Annotated in this window: 14 protein-coding genes; 8 read left to right on the forward strand and 6 right to left on the reverse strand. The window is 62.9% G+C overall.

Translation table 11 applies throughout. The features are described from left to right. The first annotated feature begins 10 nt into the window (after positions 1–10). The 7 genes from Pla175_RS08785 (at position 11) to drmC (ending at position 13,102) form a co-directional block, all read left to right on the forward strand. Positions 11–4,045: an Eco57I restriction-modification methylase domain-containing protein gene (locus tag Pla175_RS08785; protein ID WP_145283274.1), complete on the forward strand. Its 4,035-nt coding sequence runs from the start codon at positions 11–13 to the stop codon at positions 4,043–4,045. Between the two features lie 59 nt (positions 4,046–4,104). After that, positions 4,105–4,770: a hypothetical protein gene (locus Pla175_RS08790; protein ID WP_145283276.1), complete on the forward strand. Its 666-nt coding sequence runs from the start codon at positions 4,105–4,107 to the stop codon at positions 4,768–4,770. 37 nt (positions 4,771–4,807) lie between these two features. Continuing rightward, complete coding sequence (locus Pla175_RS25900) at positions 4,808–5,317, forward strand: hypothetical protein (protein WP_197527357.1); 510 nt, start codon at positions 4,808–4,810, stop codon at positions 5,315–5,317. Then, positions 5,314–6,534, forward strand: coding sequence for a phospholipase D family protein (locus Pla175_RS08795; protein WP_197527358.1), 1,221 nt, complete (start codon positions 5,314–5,316; stop codon positions 6,532–6,534). Before Pla175_RS25900 ends, Pla175_RS08795 begins: the two co-directional genes overlap by 4 nt. Positions 6,535–6,853: 319 nt before the next feature. Beyond that, a complete protein-coding gene (drmA, locus tag Pla175_RS08800; RefSeq protein ID WP_145283281.1) occupies positions 6,854–10,447 on the forward strand; it encodes a DISARM system helicase DrmA in 3,594 nt (1,197 codons plus the stop codon). Beyond that, on the forward strand, positions 10,444–12,297 hold the full coding sequence (drmB, locus tag Pla175_RS08805) for a DUF1998 domain-containing protein (protein WP_197527359.1): 1,854 nt from the start codon (positions 10,444–10,446) through the stop codon (positions 12,295–12,297). The genes drmA and drmB overlap by 4 nt, the downstream gene beginning before the upstream one ends. A gap of 10 nt (positions 12,298–12,307) precedes the next feature. After that, on the forward strand, positions 12,308–13,102 hold the full coding sequence (gene drmC, locus Pla175_RS08810; protein WP_145283283.1) for a DISARM system phospholipase D-like protein DrmC: 795 nt from the start codon (positions 12,308–12,310) through the stop codon (positions 13,100–13,102). A gap of 67 nt (positions 13,103–13,169) precedes the next feature. On the opposite strand, the gene Pla175_RS27025 is transcribed toward drmC, so the two are convergent. From Pla175_RS27025 to Pla175_RS27030, 6 genes are all read right to left on the reverse strand, one after another. After that, a complete protein-coding gene (locus Pla175_RS27025) occupies positions 13,170–13,388 on the reverse strand; it encodes a DUF4268 domain-containing protein (RefSeq protein ID WP_197527360.1) in 219 nt (72 codons plus the stop codon). A gap of 37 nt (positions 13,389–13,425) precedes the next feature. Then, positions 13,426–14,853: a dockerin type I domain-containing protein gene (locus Pla175_RS08820; RefSeq protein WP_197527361.1), complete on the reverse strand. Its 1,428-nt coding sequence runs from the start codon at positions 14,851–14,853 to the stop codon at positions 13,426–13,428. 434 nt (positions 14,854–15,287) lie between these two features. Continuing rightward, positions 15,288–16,235, reverse strand: coding sequence for a DUF4268 domain-containing protein (locus Pla175_RS08825; RefSeq protein ID WP_145283289.1), 948 nt, complete (start codon positions 16,233–16,235; stop codon positions 15,288–15,290). Between the two features lie 579 nt (positions 16,236–16,814). Next, positions 16,815–16,964, reverse strand: a complete 150-nt coding sequence (locus tag Pla175_RS25910; RefSeq protein ID WP_197527362.1) for a hypothetical protein — start codon at positions 16,962–16,964, stop codon at positions 16,815–16,817. A gap of 270 nt (positions 16,965–17,234) precedes the next feature. After that, positions 17,235–18,533: a tyrosine-type recombinase/integrase gene (locus Pla175_RS08830; RefSeq protein ID WP_197527363.1), complete on the reverse strand. Its 1,299-nt coding sequence runs from the start codon at positions 18,531–18,533 to the stop codon at positions 17,235–17,237. Next, on the reverse strand, positions 18,512–18,904 hold the full coding sequence (locus Pla175_RS27030) for a helix-turn-helix domain-containing protein (RefSeq protein WP_391527855.1): 393 nt from the start codon (positions 18,902–18,904) through the stop codon (positions 18,512–18,514). The genes Pla175_RS08830 and Pla175_RS27030 overlap by 22 nt, the downstream gene beginning before the upstream one ends. Before the next feature lie 56 nt (positions 18,905–18,960). Here Pla175_RS27030 and Pla175_RS08835 point away from each other — a divergent pair, with 56 nt between their 5' ends. Then, positions 18,961–20,127 carry a hypothetical protein gene (locus Pla175_RS08835; protein WP_145283291.1) on the forward strand — a complete coding sequence of 389 codons (1,167 nt, stop codon included), beginning with the start codon at positions 18,961–18,963 and terminating at the stop codon, positions 20,125–20,127. Positions 20,128–20,696 lie beyond the last annotated feature (569 nt).

Consider the following 20,696-nt stretch of genomic DNA (forward strand, 5'->3'; position numbering starts at 1 on the left):
TGACATCCATATGTCCATAGCCCGCCACCACGCCGAATGGCTCTCCCTCACCCCCGTCTCGGGCCCATTCCTGAGTCTGCCGGTGCTGCAGCAGGCATTTCCGCAGGGGCTTGATGCGCACGACCCCGACGGCTTCCGCCTGCTGCGGCAAGCCTATGAGGAGTGGGACGCCGCGACGGCGGAAGGGCCGAACGGCTCCGCCACGCACGAAGCCTGGGCGCGGTTTGTGCTGACGCAGACGCTGGAGCACGACGAGGCCAATCTGGTCGCCGGCCCCGAGATCTCGCAGACGCTCCAGGTCGAGCTCCCCGAGCACGGCGAGCTGCTCCGCCCCTCGCTGGTGCTGCTCGACCCGGCCGACAAGCGGCCACGGCTGCTAGTCAAACACTACCCGCGGTCGCAGAGCCTGGCGGGCTACGTCGGCGGGTCACGGTGGAAGGCGTCGCCCGACACGCGGATGACAGAGCTGCTCCGCGGCGCCGGCGTGCGGCTGGGGCTGGTGACCAACGGCGAGCAGTGGATGCTGGTCGACGCCCCCAAGGGCGAGACCGCCGGCTACGCGTCGTGGTACGCCCCGCTGTGGCTGGAAGAGAAGATCACCCTGCAGGCGTTCCGCAGCCTGCTGAGCGCCCAGCGGTTCTTCGGCGTCGCGGACGACGAGACGCTCGAAGGGCTGCTGGCCAAGAGCGCGGGAGACCAGCAGGAGGTCACCGATCAGCTCGGCAAGCAGGTGCTGCGGGCCGTGGAGGTGCTGATCCAGTCGCTCGACCGGGCCGACCAAGACAACCAGCGGGTGCTGCTGGCGGGGGTCCCCGAGGCCGTGCTCTACGAGTCGGCCCTCACGGTGATGATGCGGCTGGTGTTCTTGTTCTGCGCCGAAGAACGCGAGCTGATCCCCACCAAGCCCTTCCCGGTGTACGAAGAGAACTACAGCGTCTCGACCATCTCCAAGCAGCTCCGCGAGACCGCCGACCAGCACGGCGAGGAGCTGCTCGAACGCCGCTTCGACGCCTGGCCCCGACTGCTGGCCACATTCCGGGCCGTGTACGGGGGGGTGTCGCACGACCAGGTCTACCTGCCGGCCTACGGTGGCGGGCTGTTTGCACCAGACCGGTTCCCGTTCCTCGAAGGCCGCCCCGCCGGGACGACTTGGAAAGACACGCCCGCCAGCCCACTGCCGGTCAACAACCGCACCACCCTCCACCTGCTCGAAGCGCTGCAGTTGCTGCAGATCAATGCGGGCCGCGGCGCGGTCGAGGCCCGCCGGCTCAGCTTCCGGGCGCTCGACATCGAACAAATCGGCCACGTCTACGAGGGCCTGCTCGACCACACCGCGAAGCGGGCCGGGGAGACCTTCTTGGGGCTGATCGGCAAGACAGAGCCGGAGATCCCGCTAGCCCGCATCGAAGAAGAACGCGCCAAGGGGGAAGACAAGTTCGCCGAGTTCCTCAAGAAGCAGACAGGCGGCAACCGCAAGTGGCAGAAGTACCTCGATCAGCCGCTCGACGACCACGAGCAATCGAAGCTGCTGGTCGCATGCGGCAATGACGCACAACTTGCTGCGCGGGTCGCCCCCTACGCCAAGCTGCTGCGGGCCGACACGCTCGGCTTCCCGGTGGTGGTGACCGAGGGGAGCGTGTTTGTCACCGCCGGCATGGACCGCCGCAGCAGCGGCACCCACTACACGCCGCGGAGCCTGACCGAGCCCATTGTGCAGTACACGCTGGAGCCGCTGGTGTACGTGGGGCCGGCCGAGGGGGCAGAGAAGAAGGACTGGAAGCTCAAGCCCGCGGCCGAGCTGCTCGAGCTGAACATCTGCGACATGGCGTGCGGCAGCGGCGCGTTCTTGGTGCAGGCGGCGCGGTACATGGCGGCGCGGCTGCTCGAAGCGTGGGACGCCGCGGCCGCGGACCACCCCGACGCCCCCGGCGTCACGCCGCTGGGAGAGCCCGCCATCGGCGAGCGCAGCGAGCAACTCATCCCCAGCGACCCCGCGGAGCGGACCACCTACGCGATGCGGCTGGTCGCCCAGCGCTGCCTGTACGGCGTCGACATCAACCCGCTAGCCGTCGAGATGGCCAAGCTGTCGCTGTGGCTGCTGACGCTGGCGCGGGACAAGCCGTTTGAGTTCCTCGACCACGCCATCCGCTGCGGCGACTCGCTGGTAGGGATCCACAACCTCGAGCAACTCAAGCACTTTAGCCTCAAACCCGAGGACGAAGACGCGGTGCTGTTCTACGGTCCGCTGCTCGAAGGGGTCGACGAGGCGGTCGACCTACGGCTGCAACTCGAAGCCTTTTCGGCCGACACGTTCGAAGGGGTCAAGCAGCAGGTGAGGCTGCACCGCGAGGCCGAGGACAAGATCGCCCGGCTGCGATGCGCGGCCGACCTGCTGGTTTCGGCCGAGTTCTGGGGCGAGGGCGCTAAGGACAAGCAAGAGCGTGTCCGCCACGCCGCGGTGGTTGCGGGGCACTACGTCGAGCACGGGCCGACCGAAGAGTTCGTAGCGAAAGCAACGTCCGAGCGGCAGGGGCAGCGGATGTTCCACTGGCCGCTGGAGTTTCCGGAGGTATTCACAAAGGGCGGATTCCATGCGTGCATTGGAAATCCGCCGTTCGTGGGGGGCAAACGTATTTCTACGTCATGCAGCAGTTCTCTCGCATTGTGGATCCGAACTACTTATGAAAACGGTCGCAATACAGCAGATCTTTGCGCATACTTCTTCCAAAGATGCCATCACTTGCTTTCGGATGGTGGCGCATTGGGACTACTTGCAACGGACTCCGTGTCCGATGGCGACAGCGCGAGAGTCGCATTCGTCCCCGCTTTAGAGGCAGGTGGCACAATTTTTCTCGCCACAACATCGTTTCCATGGCCTGGGGCCGCAAGCGTTGTAGCAAGTCTCGCGCACTTACAAAAAGGGGGCCATCAAGGCGAGCGTCGCCTAAACGGCTCGCCTGTCGGTCAGATAGATGCGCACCTCGTGGCTGCTAGCGGGCTGAGTCACCCGAAACGCCTCTGTTCGGCAGCTATTCCTGCGTTCGTAGGCTCTTTCGTTCGTGGTGAAGGATTCATCATCTCTCCCCAAGAGGCCGAAGATTTCTTGCGTTCCGATCCACGCAATGCTGATGTGGTATTCCCATACTTAACTGGTGAAGATCTATGTCAGTCAGCAGGACAGCATGGAACGCGATTCATCATTAACTTCTTTGATTGGCCGCTTGGTCGTGCAGAGAGCTACTTGCTCCCGATTCAGACGATAGTTGAAAGAGTGCGGCCATTTCGCGCAAAGGTTAAAGAGAAGGCAGCGAGAAGTAGATGGTGGCAATACGCAGGACTGAAAGCGGGACTGTATCGATCTCTTCAGAATGCAAGTCATGCTTTCGTTCGAGCACGTGTTTCAAGCACTCACGCAATAATGCGTGTCGATTCACGACAGGTGTTTTCGGACCAGATCGTTGTCTTCGGTGTTGATGGCGACGACGGCTTTGGGATCCTGCAGAGCTGCCTTCACGAAGAGTGGGTGTCGAGGTATTCGTCGACATTGGGAGGAACAATTCGCTACTCGCCAACCGAGTGCTTCGAAACATTTCCATTCCCAGACCGCATCGCAAAAATTGATTGCTTTCTTGAAGTCATCGCGGCGTATGAAGCTCGCAGGGAACTACTACTGCGCGACGAGATCACAGGGCTTACATCGCTTTACAATTCCGTAGATTTGCCCAGTGAGAGGTCCGTCGCCATGACGTCATTTCGCGATGTGATCGTTGACCTCGACGGTCGGGCTAGTTTAGCGTACGGATGGGACGACCTGGACCTCTGTCACGACTTTCACGAAACCAAGCAGGGCATCCGCTTCACGATCAGCGAACCGGCCCGCCGCGAGGTGCTGCAGCGGCTGCTGAAGCTGAACCACGAGCGCTACGCCGAAGAGGTGCGGCAGGGGCTGCACGAGAAGAAGAAGGGGAAGAAGCCCGCGGCGAAGCGGGGGGCGAAACGGTTGAAGGAGAATGCCCGGATGTTGTTTGATGGGGAGGGGGCGTGATGAACGATCGCCGCGCGGCGATCATCGGAGCGATTGCTTAAAGCTAAGGTCAGAAGGCGATGCCAAACGTCAGGGTCATTGTTGTTTTCAAGGGTCACGATTCGGTCCCAACAGATGTCGTGATTGGTGTCATCAAAGATATCGAGCGCATTGCGTACAAGGTCGAACGGAGCGTTCTGGATGACTCGCTGTCACAATGCTTGCAGCAGAAGTACCTCACCAGCGTTGAGGTGGATGCAATTCAGTATCGTTTCGATGCAATGAAAGGGGCATCGATGATGGTTCGTGGAACCGAACGAGGGTCGTTGATCCTCACCTTAGTCGGAGGTGGAGCGGCTATTTGGCTAATTAAGAACACGGTGGGCGAGTCGTTGCGTGAAGGCTACAAGGGATCTGCGCTTGACATGCTGTTGCAAAACCTGTCCCGAAAGGGGGCCGATTATCTGGGCGCGGGCATTAAGGTAGCCATGGAAAGGCAGAGCGAGCTAAACCTGCGCAGTCTCGATCGCAGTCAGGAGGCCACCCGGCAGGGGCGCAGACTTAGTCGGATTAAGTCGGCCCTTTGGACAGTTAAGCTCATCGAAGTCGACGAAGGGGATGATGGGGTCATCTCGGTTCGGGCGTGGATGACTTACGAGGAAGCCTCGATCGAGACTAGGGAATACATCCGGATGCTAGAGGGGACAAACGAGGACCCGCCTCCGCAGCAATTCGCCAATGAGTAGCCACAAGAGCTCATCTCCGATCAAAACTGATTCGCAAATGATCGTCCGAATACGCACCAGCCGCGACCTGCTCGGCCTGCTGGCCATCGGCCAGACCGCGGCGTGGGTCGTCAGCAAGCAGTCGCTCAAGAGCCACGCCACGACCCGCGTGCACGTGGTCAACTGGACCGGCACGCAGCGGATCGAGGCCGACTACTCCGAAGAGCACACCATCGAGAACCACCCCGACCACCCCCAGGGGCCGCACCGCCATCGGCCTGGCCAACCCCCGCATCGTCCGCTGCCGGGTCAGCTTCCCGCACCGCACCGCCCTCACCTACCACCCGCTGGACTACGAGCAACAAACCGCCGCCCAGCCCACCTACCAAGCCCCAGCAACCGGCTGGCCACCACCCACCCGAAAAGAAGCCCTCGCCCCCTACGAGGCCGAAGCCGCGGCACACGCGGAGGTCGAGGAGGAATGAACGCAGGGAGCAGCAGGTCTACCGGGCAGAGGGAAGGCGCCAGCGCAATGCAGGTGAGCCCTCGAGCTGGAGGATCGCATTGAAGATCCTCGCGAGTGGCCAAGAAGCAGCGTCGCAGTTCAGCAAACTGATTAAGCGGCACGACCGGGTCCGGATCGCGGCGGCCTGGGCGACGCGACGTTGTCCCCTCTTCCCGGTGCTGAGCGAGAACACCGCCAAGATCTCCGACCTGACGATCGGCATCCACTTCTATCAGACCGACCCAGACTTCATCGAAGCCTTCCGTGAGCACCCCGCGGCACGCTTTGTGATGAACCCGGCCGGCGTCTTCCACCCGAAGGTCTACCTGTTTGAATCTGAAGGAGGCAGGTGGAGCGCGATCATCGGCAGCCCGAATCTTACCCACGGCGCATTCACCAAGAACGACGAGATCGCGGTCGCGATCGACTCGTCCGATATCGGCGCCGAGGACGCCTACCGTCAGCTAGACGCGAACCTCATCCAGTACCGTGCACAGGGCCACCGGATGGACCGCGACGGCCTCGAACGCTACCGCCAGGTTTGGCGCCGCCAGCAGCAACGGCTCGCAAGTCTGCGGGGCGACTACACGATCTCTGAAGCAAAAACTCGGCCGCGGCCTACCAAGTCGCCGCTCGAGGTTCCGCTGTTCGTTCAGAGCTGGTCGGAGTACTTCGCGTCAATTATGGAGGGGAGCAAAGGCTTGCTTGAGGGGGGTCTCGCGGTGCTGGAAGAGGCCCGTCGCTTGTTCGCGCAGCACGATCACTTCAGCGATATGCCAGTCGACGTGCGCAAGGGGATCGCCGGCATCATGCGGACCGAGGAGCTCGACTGGTTGTGGTTCGGGAGCATGCGGGGAGCGGGGTACTTCAAAGAGGCGATCGGCCTGAACAACAGCGTCGTTTCTGAGGCCCTAGACACCATCCCAAGCACCGGCGCCGTGACGCAGAGCGACTACGACCGCTTCGCAGCGACTTACGCGAACGCGTTCCAGGACGCCGGCGTCGCCACCGGGACGCGGCTGCTCGCGATCAAGCGTCCCGACTACTTCGTTTGCTTTGACAGCAAGAACCGCAAGGCGCTCTGCAAAACCTTCGAGATCCCGCAGGACGTGCGCCTCGAGAGCTACTGGGACCGCATCGTTGCGCGGATCACCGAAACGAACTGGTGGAACGACACGCCCCCCACAGACCCGCTCCAAAGGCGGGTATGGCAGTGTCGTGCGGCATTCCTCGACGTGCTATTCTACGAACCTGGCGGGCGAGAGGACTCGGAGGTTTGAGCGAGCCGGCTTCGTAATCGTGACGGGGCATGAACGGGCTGAAGCCGAGCGGAAGAGACACAGGTAGGCGGGTGTCCGACTCCGGACATAGCGCCGCGTTAGGTCCAGACATAACGGATCAGAGGTCCGGACATAAACCAGGCGTAGCCACAACTTCCGCGTCGGCTTTTGGTGGCTCGTTCGAGGAGGATCCCGACCCGAGCTGGTGGCGCTTGCCGAAACGATTTACCAAAGTCGCTGGTGGGCCTGCTAGCGGCCAATCGCAATTCCAACGAAGATAAGTGCCCCAAGCCTTCGACTTACCACTTACCTCGCCCGTATGCTTACCGCCGACCTACTCTCCGCCGTCCCCTCGCAGGCCGCTATCCGCGAGGAGCTTGAGCGGATGCTGATCGGCGACCTGCTCGGCCCCGCGGCCGGGCAAGACGAGGAGATCACCGAACGCTCCGTTCGCGACCGTTACTTGGTGGGGGTGTTGTCGCCGAGCCGTGGCGCGTCGGGCGAGCCGAGCGGAGGCAAGGAAGACGAGGACGACTTCGAGACCCCTCTGATCCCCGACGAGTTGGCCGCCGGCGGGAGTGACAACGCCCAGGACGGCGTTACCGACCGCGACGTGCCGGCCGCGAGTGGGTTTCTGCCGTCGTCGATCGGATTGACCTTCTCGGTCGAGGGGGAGACGGAGGCTTTGCGGGTGTCGGTCGAGTGGGGGCAGTACCGCCGAGAGAAGCGGGAAGAGCAGCAACCGCCGCGAATCTGGAAGCGCTACCCGCGTGGCGGGTCGATCGAGCTGAAGCTGGCCGCCGGATCGATCAAGCCGCAGGCGCCCGACCCGGAGTTTCCCGAGGTTTACGTGCAGGGGCAGGTCCGCCGACGCGACGAGCACTGGGTGGTGACGCTGTTCCTGGTGAACGCCCAAGAAGAGGGGACGCCGAAAGACGAGTCGTACATCTTCCAGTCGGTGCTGGCGGTTGAAGGCCCCGCGGGAGAGGCGCCATTCTGCAAACGGATGGCGATCGGCGCCGCCGACGACCTCGAAGAGCGGATGATGGCGATGCTCTACCGCCGGCAGGTAGAGTTCGCGGTCGGGCACGGCGTGAGCGTGCACGCAGAGCCGTCGCCGGACCGGCCCGACCGGGCGACAGCGCTGCGAACGGTTTTCCTTCCCACGTACGAGGTGCCACGCACCACCCCCCCTACCCCGTCCGACGCGGCCCAGAACCCGGCCTTCGCCAAGCTGGAGGGCTTGGTGCTGGACATGAAGGAGCTGGCCGAGGCAGACGGACCGCGGTTGCAGAAGCTGCTCGCCCCGCTGGTGACCGCCTACCGCGCCTGGATCGAGGGCGAAGCGGTCAAGCTGAACGTCCCAGAAGAGCAACTGGCGCCATACGGCGACGCGTCGCGGGTGGCGGTCGACAACTGCCGTCAGACCCTGTCGCGGATCGAGCAGGGGCTGGGGCTGCTGCGGGACGACCCGCAGGCGTTCGAGGCGTTCTGCTTCATGAACCGGGCGATGTGGTACCAGCGGACGCACTCGCTGTACGCAGAACGTAAACGCCGCGGCGAAGACCCCGACTTTAGCGCGACGGTCGACGTGCCGAAGAACCGCACGTGGCGGTCGTTCCAGATCGCGTTCGTGCTGCTGAACCTGCCGGGGGTGACCCAGCTCGACCACGCGGACCGCGGTGAGGGCGCCGAGGCGCTGGCGGACCTGCTGTTCTTCCCCACCGGCGGCGGCAAGACCGAGGCGTACCTGGGCCTGTCGGCCTACACGATGGGGCTGCGCCGGCTGCAAGGAACGGTGGCGGGCAGGTCGGGCGCCGAGGGGGTGGCCGTGCTGATGCGGTACACGCTGCGGCTGCTGACGCTGCAGCAGTTCCAGCGGGCCACCGCGCTGGTGTGCGCGTGCGAGTCCATCCGCCGCAAAGCGCTCGAGAAAGGGGACGCCCGCTGGGGGACCTCGCCCTTCCGGATCGGGCTATGGGTCGGCCGGCGGACCACGCCCAACCGCACCGACGACGCGGCCGAGGCGATCAAGCAACTACGCGGGAACCAGTACAACCCAGGCGGTGGGGGCTCACCCTACCAGCTAACGACCTGCCCGTGGTGCGGCAGCGAGATCGACGGCGGCCGCGACCTGGAGGCGCAGCTCTACCCCAGCGGTTCGGCCCGCACGCTGACCTTCTGCGGCGATAAGACGGGGCAGTGCATCTTCAGCAAGCGACAAGCGCGCGAAGAAGGGCTGCCAATCGTGGTGGTCGACGAGGAGGTATACCGCCGGCTCCCCACGCTGCTGATCGCCACGGTCGACAAGTTCGCCCAGATGGCGTGGAAGGGGGAGGTGCAGATGCTGTTCGGGCAGGTGAACGGCTATTGCGATCGGCACGGGTTCCGCTCTCCGGAAGTCGAAGAGGCGACGCAGCACCCCAAGACCAAGAGCGGCGCGCCCGCGGTAAAAGTGCAGGATCACTCCCCGCTGCGGCCCCCCGACCTGGTGATCCAGGACGAACTGCACCTGATCAGCGGCCCGCTAGGGACGCTGGTCGGGCTGTACGAAACAGCGATCGACAAGCTCTGCACCTGGGAGGTAGAGGGTCGCAAAGTGCGACCCAAGGTGATCGCGTCGACGGCGACCATCAAGAACGCCAACGTGCAGGTACACAACCTGTTCCTGCGAACGGTGAGCGTCTTCCCACCGCCGGGGCTCGACGTGAGCGACAACTTCTTCTCGCTGCAGCGGACGCCAACGGAGGACGATTTTGGCCGTCGCTACCTTGGGGTCTGTTCGCCGGGGCGGCGGCTCAAAGGGGTGCTGGTGCAGGTGTCGGTGTCACTGCTCTGCTCTGCAAGGTCGCTGTACGAGAAGTACGGCAAGGCGGCCGACCCCTGGATGACGCTGGTGGGCTACTTCAATTCGATCCGCGAGCTCGGAGGCATGCGGCGGTTGGTAGACGACAGCATCCAGAGCCGGTGTCAGCGGCAAGACCGGCGCGGGCTGGCCAAACGCTACCTGGGCTCGCCGGCGGAGCTCACTAGCCGGATGCGATCGGAAGAGATCCCCAGGACGCTGGACCATTTGGAGTCGGTCTTCGACCCGGAGATGGACCAGAAGCGGAAAGACGCCTACAAGTCGAAGAACTTCAAGGGCGTGCCCAAAAAGCCGCTCGACATCCTGTTGGCGACCAACATGATCAGCGTGGGCGTCGACGTGAGCCGTCTGGGGGTGATGCTGGTGGCTGGGCAGCCGAAGGCGACGGCCGAATACATCCAAGCGACCAGCCGCGTAGGACGCGCCCACCCGGGCCTGGTGGTGACGGTGTACAACTGGGCGCGGCCCCGGGACCTGTCGCACTACGAGACCTTCGAGCACTACCACGGCACCTTCTACAAGCACGTCGAGCCGTTGAGCGTGACGCCGTTTGCGCCCGGGGCGCTGCAACGCGGGCTGGCTGGGCTGCTGGTGTCGATGGTGCGGCAACGGGGGGAAGCGTTCAACGCCAACGCGTCCGCCGGAAAGCTCACGAACAGCGACCCCTACGTACAGGAAGCGATCGAGGCGATCTGCCGCCGCGCGGAGCAGATCGGTGACGGGGGCGCAAGCAGCAATGTCTGCCGGGCGGAGCTCTCGAGCAAGGCAGACCTATGGCAAGCCGAGGCTCAGAACACCGCCGGAGGCCGCAAGCTGACCTACACCAAGCCCTACGGCGAGAACGCAGAGCGCGGGACCTCGGTCGCCCTGTTGCAGAGCGCCGGCGAGGGAGAATGGGAGCCATTCACCTGCCTGAACTCGCTGCGGGATGTCGAACCGACCGTGAAGTTCATCATCAGCGACGGCGGCCTCGATGGCGACGCGGCGGTAGAAACATCCGAGGCAGACGTAGAACCGGACGCCAACCCGATTGGAGGCTTGGCGTGAGCAGTGCCCACCAGATGCAGCGTTCGCAGGTCGGCGATGTCCGGCCAAGCCAGGCGCTAACGACCTTCGGGATCGGATCGCTGGTCGATCTTCCGAACTTCACGGTCGCGGTGATGGGGCTCGATGACTGGCAAGTGGACCGCGCCGACGAAGTGTCCGAGGAGCGGCTGCTGCAGAGCGCGCAGTCGATCCTGGGGGGCCAGGTCACCCGGCTGATGACGCCGCCCCGGAGCCCAGAGGTCGTGGGGAAGCAGAACAACTGGTTCGACCCGGCGCTACAGATCGGGATACCGGTGGCGCCGTTCCCCAGGTGGATGGTCTGCACGAGCTGCCGATTGTTGGCGCCGCTGTCTTCCGGCTTGTTCGAAGCCAAGGTGTTCCCCTACCGGCCCGATAAGGCAAGCTACCTGCACGACTGCAACACCAAAGGCAAACCGCCGCTAGTGATCCCGGCACGGTTTCTGGTGACCTGCGAGCGGGGCCACCTGGACGACTTCCCGTGGTTCGAGTTCACGCACCGGGGCAAGAGCGACTGCAAGGGCTCGCTTTATTTGCGGGAGTTCGGACCCTCGGGCGAGATGGCCGACGTGACCGTGATCTGCAAGGGTTGCGACGCCAAGCGGCGGTTGGTGGAGGTGATCGGCCCGCAGGGCGCCAAGAACATGCCCCCCTGCACCGCGCGGCGTCCCCACCTGCGTGACCACGATCCGGCGGGGTGCGACTGCACGGCAGCCAGTCCGATCGCGCTAGGGGCGTCGAACCTGTGGTTCCCGGTTCTGATTTCTGCGCTCTCGGTGCCGCAGGCGGGTGACGAGCTAGGACGGCTGGTCGAAGAAAATTGGGGGGTGCTGGAGAAGGCGACCAGTCTAGAAGTACTGGAGAGCTTCCGCGCGATCGGCGTGTTGAAGGACCTCAGCGCCTACAAGAGCGACGAGATCTGGCGCCGATTGGAAGAGAAACGAGCGGGCAAGGACAACGAAGAAGAGGGGCCCGAAGACTTGAAGCGGCCCGAGTGGCGCGTCTTCACGAATCCCGACGCAGCGGTAAGCGGGCGTAACTTCAAGCTGCGATCCGTAGATCCGCCGGCGGAATTCGCACGCTACTTCACGCGGGTGGTATTGGTCGAGAAGCTGCGCGAGGTGCGGGCGCTCATCGGGTTCTCGCGGCTCAACTCACCCCGCGATTTTGATAACCCGGCGGACATGCCGGGCGATCGGCGGGCGCCGCTGTCGAGGCGTCCGCCGACCTGGCTGCCCGCGAGCGAGACGCGAGGCGAGGGGGTGTTCCTGCAGTTCCGCGAGGAAGCGGTGCAGCAGTGGGTGACGCGCAACCGCGGCTTCGATCGGGACTTCAAACGCTGCCACGATCAGTGGTGGGCGTCGAAGAACATGACGCCGCCCGCGGACAGCTACCCTGGGATCAGGTTTGTGCTGCTGCACTCGTTTGCGCATGCCCTGATCCGGCAGTTATCGGTGGAGTGCGGCTACACTTCGGCGTCGGTGGCGGAGCGGATCTACTCCAAGAACCCCGGCGATGAAGAGCCGATGGCCGGCGTCTTGATCTACACCGCCGCCTCGGACAGCGAAGGGACGCTCGGTGGGCTCTGCTCGCTGGGCGAGCCCGAGAAACTGGGCCGGCATCTGACACGGGCGCTGGAGAAGGTGCGGCTCTGCTCGTCGGATCCGCTGTGCTCCGAGCACGAGAGGGGCGGAGGGGACACACTGCACGGTGCGGCCTGCCACGCCTGCTCGTTCCTGCCCGAGACTTCGTGCGAGCGAGGCAACAAGTACCTGGATCGAGCGGCGCTGGTGGCGACGCTCGAACGCAGCGACACCGCATTCTTCAGCTAGGCCGATCGGCGTGGACCCGAACCGAATCATCGCCACCGCCGCCGCCGATTTAGCCGCAATCTTACCCGCCGCGGCCGTAGAGGCGCTGGTGCAGGCGCTCACATCGCCGGGCGCCGCAGATCTAGATACGGCGATCGAGCAGCGAATACCCCACTACCACCATCGCAGCTTGGCTCAGCGCTACGTATCAACCTGGCGGCTTGAGGCATCGGGAGTGCCAGTCGACGCTGTGGCGGCAGCGTTGCTAGCGGCCAGCATGGCCGAGCAACGACGGCAGGAGGCCGAGAGTATCGAGCTGGTCTGGACAGGGCCAGGCGTCGCTGGCCGATCGGTGCGGCGCACAGAGCAAGCGATTCTGCAGCTGATCGACTCGGCTAGCGACCGCATCACGCTGGTGAGCTACGCGGTCTACCGGATCGACTCGATCGCGGCCGCCTTGTCGCGGGCTGCGGCGCGGGGCGTTCGGTTGCGGGTAATTGTCGAGACCCCGCACAAGACGGTCGGGGTCGGCGAGTACAACACACTACGCGCCCTGGGGCCCGAGGTAGCGGCCTGCTCTACGATCTACTTTTGGCCGCGAAAGGTGCGTGGCGTGACCGAGAAAGGCGCACCGGGACTGTTGCATGTAAAGTGCGCCGTTGCCGACGGAAACTGGCTGTTCGTCTCGTCGGCGAACCTGACGCAGCAAGCGTTCACGATCAACATGGAGCTGGGCGTGCTCGTGCGGGGCGGCGAGCTGCCGCGGGGTATTGAGGGGCAGTTCGACGGTCTGATCCGAGATGGCGTGTTGGAGCCGCTAACGTAGTACCAAGGGACTCTGCACAACTGTCTTTCCCCCTGAGTTGGGTTCGATCGCTATGCGGGACGGGGGTTTAGTTGATGTCCGTCAACGCCGCGATTCGCTGAGCAAAGACATCTTGAATCCGCTGAAGATGATCCGCCAGCCACCGGTGCTGTTCGGGCCACGACGCACGGCACTCGACATCCGAATCGGGTCGAAAGTAGGCGATGCGCGACGCGATCTTGTCAGGCAGCTCCTGCCGGTCGAGTTCGTCGCCGAAGGCGGCTTCGATCGCCAGCCGATCCTGCATCACCGCGTGGAACCGCGCCGCCGCCCAGAAGCTTGGGCTATCGCACGCCAGCAGCTGATCGTGGATCGCAACCGAGCTGCTGCCGAAATAGGCAGAGACTAACAAACGCGATGACAGCGGCTCGAATTGTCGATGGCTCGGGTACGGGTTCAACAATCGAAAGGGCAATCGCTGAGCCGCTTTGGAACCCTTGCTTCCAAATCTGGTAATCAAGCTGCTGAATGAAGCCATCACCGTTTGCGTCTGCGAACGAGTACGGCTCAACGATATCGCCGAAGTGATCTCTCCAAACAGTAAAGTCCGCGGCATCGATGAACCCGTCCCGATTGAAGTCACCAGGAAGGGACACAATCTCGTAGACATAGGCGGCGTTCGATCTGCTGGCGCCGATCACGATGCGTTTCCCGTCGAACGCGATATCCGAACCGAACGCGCCCCCTGCACCTCCCTCGGGGCGGGTAACCTTCGCGATCTGTGACCACGTGTCATCGGAGGATCGACTGAGCAAGTAGACGCTTCCGGCATCCAGCCCGTTGTCGTCGTCGGCTCGGGCGGCGACAACCGCCAATCCGGAGTGAGCTTTTATTGGGCCGCCGAATCGATCTCCTGCCTGTCCGTCTGGGGCGTTCGTAGTCGCTTCAAAGGTCCACTCACCAGAAGGCGATCGCACGAACGAATGAAATGCACCTGCGTCGGCGGCCAAGGAGTCCGAGTGGATCTCGCCCACGAGAAGTGAATCGCCATCGAACGCAATGCCATCGAGCTCAAAGTCGGGATTCGGTGATCCTACGACATCTACCTGTTCCCATCCATTCTCTAGCTTCTCGAAAATGAACACGGCGCCAGCCGTATCCCCAAAGATGTCTGCTCGCGGTGCGCTCACTGCGATTCGGCCGTTCGAAATCGTGGCAGTATTGAACACGTCGCCCACATTCAAACCGCCCGCTATTAGCTCTTGCTCGAATTCCCAGTCGCCTGCTTCATTGCGTTGGAAGACAAACGAGCGGCCGGTTCCGAAGTAGGAGCCTCCGAGCCTTTGAGAAGCTCCAGCTACGAGGGTGTTCTCCTCAATCGCCAACGCCGAACCAAAATAGGCGTTTGCTATAGGCATGGGCATGCTGAGTTGTTGCTTGAGCTGGGGCGCTCCTTGCTCGTCAAACTCGTAAACGTGAACGCTTCCGCTGATCGAGCCGAAATCGCTATCCCGTTGGGCTCCGACAAAGAGCTCTCCATCCGTCAGAGCGAGAGTGGATCCATACCACTCCGTCGCCCCGCCGGTGTCTGATGTTATCTTCGCAGTCTGCACCCACTGATTACCCTCTAACTCGAAGAGAAACACCGCACCCGACTGAGTTCCTCGTGCGGCGTCAGAGATGTCGGAAACCGCGATCCGACTTCCAGAAGCTGCGACGCTGCCGCCAAAATCTAGTCCACCGACAAGCCCCGTTGGCGTTAGCTTTTGCACAAAACGTACGGGGGAATCCGCTTGCGACCATGCTGCGACAAGACAGCAGCACAAAGCAACAAGATACGCGACGCTCCGAGACCCGAGACAGGTTTGTTGGGGCGTTGTCATTCGACGCGAGCTCTCTGCGAAGGAGGGGATGTCAATCTAGCCAGCGACGCAATAGCGCGGATGCAAACGGACGGGATTGTAGCACAAGGGCTTACCTTCTGGCATGCAACAAAAGGCCAAATATGAGTCAACGCGAGATCGGGTGAACGCCCCGCACGACGGAACGGTCACGCAGCCAATCGTCGTACTTGACGTTGCGACGTACGGGGCCGCCGTCACCGGCTGGCTCCGATGCAAATGGAAGGAGTCGGTAACCGATGGGACCTCAAATGGTTTGCAAGCATCGTGCCAGACCAGAATGCATTCCATCGAACCCTCCCCGATTAGCTGAGATCGGTGTCTCTTAACGCTGCTACGCGCTTACAAAAGACATCTTGAATCCGTTGAAGATGATCGGCCAGCCACCGGTGCTGTTCGGGCCACGACGCACGGTCCTCGACATCTGAATTGGGCCGAAAGTAGGCGATGCGCGACGCGATCTTGTCGGGCAACTCCTGCCAGTCGAGTTTGTCGCCGAAGGCGGCTTCAATCGCCGGTCGCTCCTGCATCAGGGCGTAGAACCTAGCCGACGCTTGCTTTCCGCTGAGATACAGCTCGACGCGAATGTTCAGTTGCTCTCTGGTGATGACCGCGTTGTTGCCAAAGCCAGCCCTGCCGATCGCAAACGCCACATAAGCGCGGTCTGGAGCGCCACGGATGACAAACGCAGAGGAACGCGCCTCCAGCACGTCTCGGAAGGCAAGCCAGTATTCTGCGTAAAGTTCACCAAGCGTGGTACGCGCTTTGGGCCTGTTGGTCGCTTTGACCCACTCGTTCGGCTCGCAGACGACGTTGAACTTCGGCGCCACGTGCGAGTCGCCGATCCGCCACAGTTCGACTTCCAGGCCGAAGAACCGTAACGCTTCCCCCGTGTTGTCGTTGAGCCAGTCGAGCGCAGCGCGGTGCTCGTCTGCGAAGCGCCGTGCGATCCAGACGATCGACACCGCCTCGAGACCGGCTGCGTAGGTCAGCAGCTGGCCGAGGTGGGTGTGATCGGTCCGCTCGAGCTGGTTCTCGATCAACACGGTCGATTGCGTCAGGCCGTCGGTGCAGACGATATCGGCGCGGAAGGGCCCAACCCCTTGCTCCTGAGCTACAAGGTCGAGATCCATTCCGAGCGTTTCGGATAGCAGCCCGAGGTTCTCTTCCCCGGCAAGCCACGGAGTGAAGTCACCCGGCTCGCTTAGCCAGACTTTGCGGAGATCGACTTTCTGCAGCCGTCCAAGATTCATTCGGTTCCCCCTGGGTAGTTCTCGACTGTCACCCGCTGTCCGCGGCGAGACAGCGCTGGCAGCGCAGCGTCAACCAACCCGGTCAGCATAGTCAAGGACCGCGGCGGTCAACTGGGCAGTACCCAGAGGATTTCTCAACGTGAGGCGCCCGTGGCTGCCGCCCTGCCCTGCTGCTTGCGAGGATACCGATCGGACGCCTGGCCTGCCATTGGTGAGTACGGAGCGGCATGGATTGGCCTTGCCGGGCCGTAAGTCTGCGGCAGATAGTGGCCCCGATCGGTCGCGATCGCTGCGCAGCGCTGCAGTCACTCGCCTGGTTTACGAAAATTCCAGTCGAATCCGCGGGGACGGCGGGCAAGGTCTGCTGGACCCGTATTCCGACGACCGACGCCATGGGCAGCTACGACGCTCATAGCCACCCAGACGCCCATCGCGTCATACGCCCACAAACGCGATCCGAGGGTGCAACGCGACTCAGAAGTCGCCCAGTCAGCGGGCGTCGCTGTTCGCGTCCCTAGGCGTCGCAAGCTCAACCGCGCCCGATACCGCCTAGGCGAGCTGGCTCGCGATCGTGAAGCGTTAACGCTGGTAGGCTTGCAGCACACGCAGAGCGGTCTCTGCAGCGACCTGCCGAAGCTCCTCGGGCACGAGCTCGAGCGCCTCCGCCATCGCGTCGACATTGGGGTCGGTGGGCGAATCGCGGACATGCGCGGCCGAGGTTGCGCGCAACCGGCGCGCAAACAAACTTTCGTCGGGCCCGTCGCTCGGCTCGCAAGTAGCGCGGTGGTCAGAGGTTACATGTGCTCCGTCGCGCGTCGAGTCGAGCGACTCGAAATCAGGCGCCCCGTAAGGGGTTGGGGGTTCGAGTCCCCTGCCCTCCGCTATCGTTTTTTTCGTCGCCGCAAGTTGTTAATAAGTAACGACTTGCAACGTGCAGGCTGATCGACACAGTCGACTGTGCCGATCACTGTGCCGATCAGAGTCGAGATTGACGCTCTTTTAGGCCAAGTCCGACGTCCTCCTTTCGGTTACGGGGGGGGTCCCGGACGCCGCGGATTCTCCCCGCGGAGGATCGCCAAGGAACTGAAGTTGATCCATCTTGCGGCGCGATTCGGCGTCGCTGAGGTGGTAATAGTTTCTGATCATCGCGCTATCGGCGTGACCGAGCCACTGCATCACGATCCGCTCAGGGACGCCGCCGTTCGAGCAGGTGCTGCAGAAATAATGGCGGAAGCTGTGTGGGGTGCCGTTGACGAAACCTCGGACCCCTTCGGACGATGGAAAGCGTTCTGCTAACGGTTCCAAGATGCTCTTACGCAGGCGCCTGCCGACGGTGTCGGGCTTCAGCTTGCCCCCCCGCGGGCCGACGAAGATGTACCGCGAACGGTGGGGCATCTCCCTAAGCAGACGCATCAGGTCTGCGTGGATCGGAAACGACCGGCTGCGTCCGCTCTTGAGCTGGCGGCGCGCACCGGTCGAGTCGCTGTAGCCGGTCTCATCGGTCAACGAGAGCATCCCGTTGTTTAGGTCGACGTCCGACCACCGGAGCCCCGCCAGTTCGGCGATGCGAAGGCCTGTGCAGGCGAGCGCGAGAACCACGTCGTGGAGCCAGCGGAGACCGGCATCGTTCTTGGCGTGGCCCAGCATGGCAGCGACTTGATCGGGAGTCCAGCAGTAGGCGGGGCGCGATTCGGCCTTCTTGACCTTCAGTCGGATCGCCTCGCAGCCCTGCAGTTTACCGTTATCAAGGAGGTAACCGAATACCTGTTTGATGGTGGTGACCTCGTTGACAATGGACTTACGATGGTACCCTTCTCGTTCGAGCCAGCCGATGAAGCCTTCGAGGATCGCGGCATCGACGAGGTTCCAACTTCCGATGTTCCGTTTCGCGCAGTACTTCCCAAACTTGTCGAGCGAAGTCCGGTAGCGTTTGTAGGTCGAAAGCTTCACGCCTCCCGTGGCGGCGGGGCGGCGAAGGTACATTTCGTAGAGGCGGCGTCCCTCGGCGATAGTGACCGGGGCCAGCGAGGTGGCCGGCTGAGTCGGGTTGCGTTCCGGCACGATGAGCCCAAGCCCAGCCGCCTGGACGCGGTCCAGTTGCCGAACCGCGTTGATCGCGGCCGCCCGGTCCCGCGTTCCAAGGGAGTGCCGACCGACATCGACCGCATTGTGGCGGCCATCAGCGCCGTACACGCCATTCCGGCGGTAGAGCCGCCAGGTAAAGTGCTCTGCTTTGACCTCTTCGAGTTTTCGTGGGGTGGGCATTGGGTTGTTAATTAGGGAGTTGAGCGGGTCCACTTGGGCGCTGGGCCCGAAAGCTGATCGGGGCGCCGCGTAGCTAGGCGAGGCTTTGGCGCCCTAGGCGCCGTTGCCGTGGCGCACTCTGCGATAGCGTCGTGGGGAATTAGGATCCGGTGTCTCGGTCCGCCAGGCTGCAGGGCAGGAAGCTTGCTGTTGGCGATCAGTCGCTGGACTGTCGATGGAGATAGCCCGGTAAGCGCCGTGATTTCAGCCGGGCTGTAGTACGGTCGCGCCGCTGCCGGCGGAGCCGAGACGTCGTTGGTGGCGGATGGATCGGACACGGAAGCCGGATCGAGTCTGAAAAAACACTGCCTCTCACAGTCTCTCCTGTCCCATTTAGTGCGCGCGTCACCCCCGGAAAGGAGCACCTCAGGGGGTTGAGCCGCGATCGACCCAGGGGCCCGCGACCCGTAAAATCAGGCACATGAACCCAACTACCGACCCAGAATTCGCGGCGTTTCAAGAGGCTCTGGTCGTCCGCGACCCCTTCGTGCTGCGCGACCTGCCGACGAGCGCCCAGTGGGAATTCACCCGAAGGCACCCGTACTACCAAACGGCGTGGCGTTTAGCTCCCGACGTGTTGCAGGCGACCGTCACAGGAAACTTGGTCGATCCGCTGCCAGCGAGCATGATTCTCGGGATGATGAGTGCGATCGGCGTCGTGACGGATATCAACGGCCTTCCGTCTCCGGAGACCGCATTCGACGATCTCGATGGCCCCGGCGCGGAGTGGGCTCACCCGTCAAGCGTACATCCGCTGATGATCCGCGACCTTCTGTGCCTGCTGATCGCAACTCTACCGCGTGAAGACGCGGTCTACGCCGCGATGTACCTGCGAGAAGCTGTTCTAGGAGACCCAGTCGAAGGAGACGACGAACATCGAACGCAGCAGCGATTCAATCAGATCCAGATGGCGCGCCTCCGCACGTCTGACGGATTCAAGAGTCTGGTGGATGAGCCGTTTTTTGCGATCCATTTGAGAGCTTCCCAGCGGCAGATACAGAAAGACTTGGGTAAGCACATCAAGCGACTTCGCGAGCAAAAATCGATCCCTGAGCGCCGTGTTCATGTCAAAAAGATGAATAGCCTACTGGCGACGTTCGATGCGATCGAAGGCTGGGAAGAGGGGCGCTATCATCTTGAGAAGGCGATGACGATTCAGGATGTGGCGGCGCGAGCTAAGGAATCCAGAAGCACTGTCTGGAACAGATATCTAGAGGCCTTTCGACTGTTGACAGGCCACCCCTATACGTTCGAACTGTGGTGGAAGCTTCTCGCGAATCTCAAGATCGCTCAGGCGGAGGTAGACCGGACGCCAGAGAACTACGGTTCCTTAACGCGGCGCCGAGACCTCGCAAGCCGGCAGGTGCCAGTTAATGAGTCGCGGCTCGGCGGGGATAATGAGATGCTCCGCGACCTCGACTCTACGGAATCGAATGCTGAGTTTACGGAGCTGCGGATGGACCTCGAAAGTCTTTGGGAGAAAGGCGCCTCGGACGACGAGATCGCCGAAACGCTGGGCTATCCAGTAGCCTTCGTCCAACAGTGCCGCAGTTTTTTTGCGACATCAGGGGATTTGGACGCAGTCTAAGCGGACCATCATTCTGGACTGCGCAGTCCGCTTTTTGGCGTTTGCTTCTCGACAGCGGGCCTCACGTCGGTCCTCCACTTCGACGCTAACGCGCGTGCAATGAGCCGTCGCAGAGCGTCGGCGGCAGTTGTCGGCGCATCGGGGGGGGCCTTGGCTTTGACGACTCTGAGTTTCTGCTTTCGAGCCATTCGGTACGCTCCTCGTGAGTAAGAACCCGAAGAGGCGCCGTTCCTAAAGCGAGTGTCGGGTACACACCGACGCCTAAGCCCCTTCAAGTACTCATGGCGCAAAATCAGCAAATATTTACTGACGCGATTGCGGGCAGGGAGGTCGCAAGGCTTTGGTGAGACCCGCGGTTGAATCGGACTTCTGGAGAGGGCTGTTCACGGTGCTGTCCGGCACCTCACTCCCGCGAGCTGGCGAAATCTCAAGCAGTGCGCGGCGAGGGCCGTTGGGCACCCCGATGAGCCGGCCAAAGAGCGGCGCCCGGCAGGCCTAGAAGGACTCAACGACCCGGGCCAAGCGGGCGCCCAGCCTCCAAACGGAACCGATTCCGGCAAGCTAGAAGT

Source organism: Pirellulimonas nuda (genome assembly GCF_007750855.1).
Lineage (GTDB): Bacteria > Planctomycetota > Planctomycetia > Pirellulales > Lacipirellulaceae > Pirellulimonas > Pirellulimonas nuda.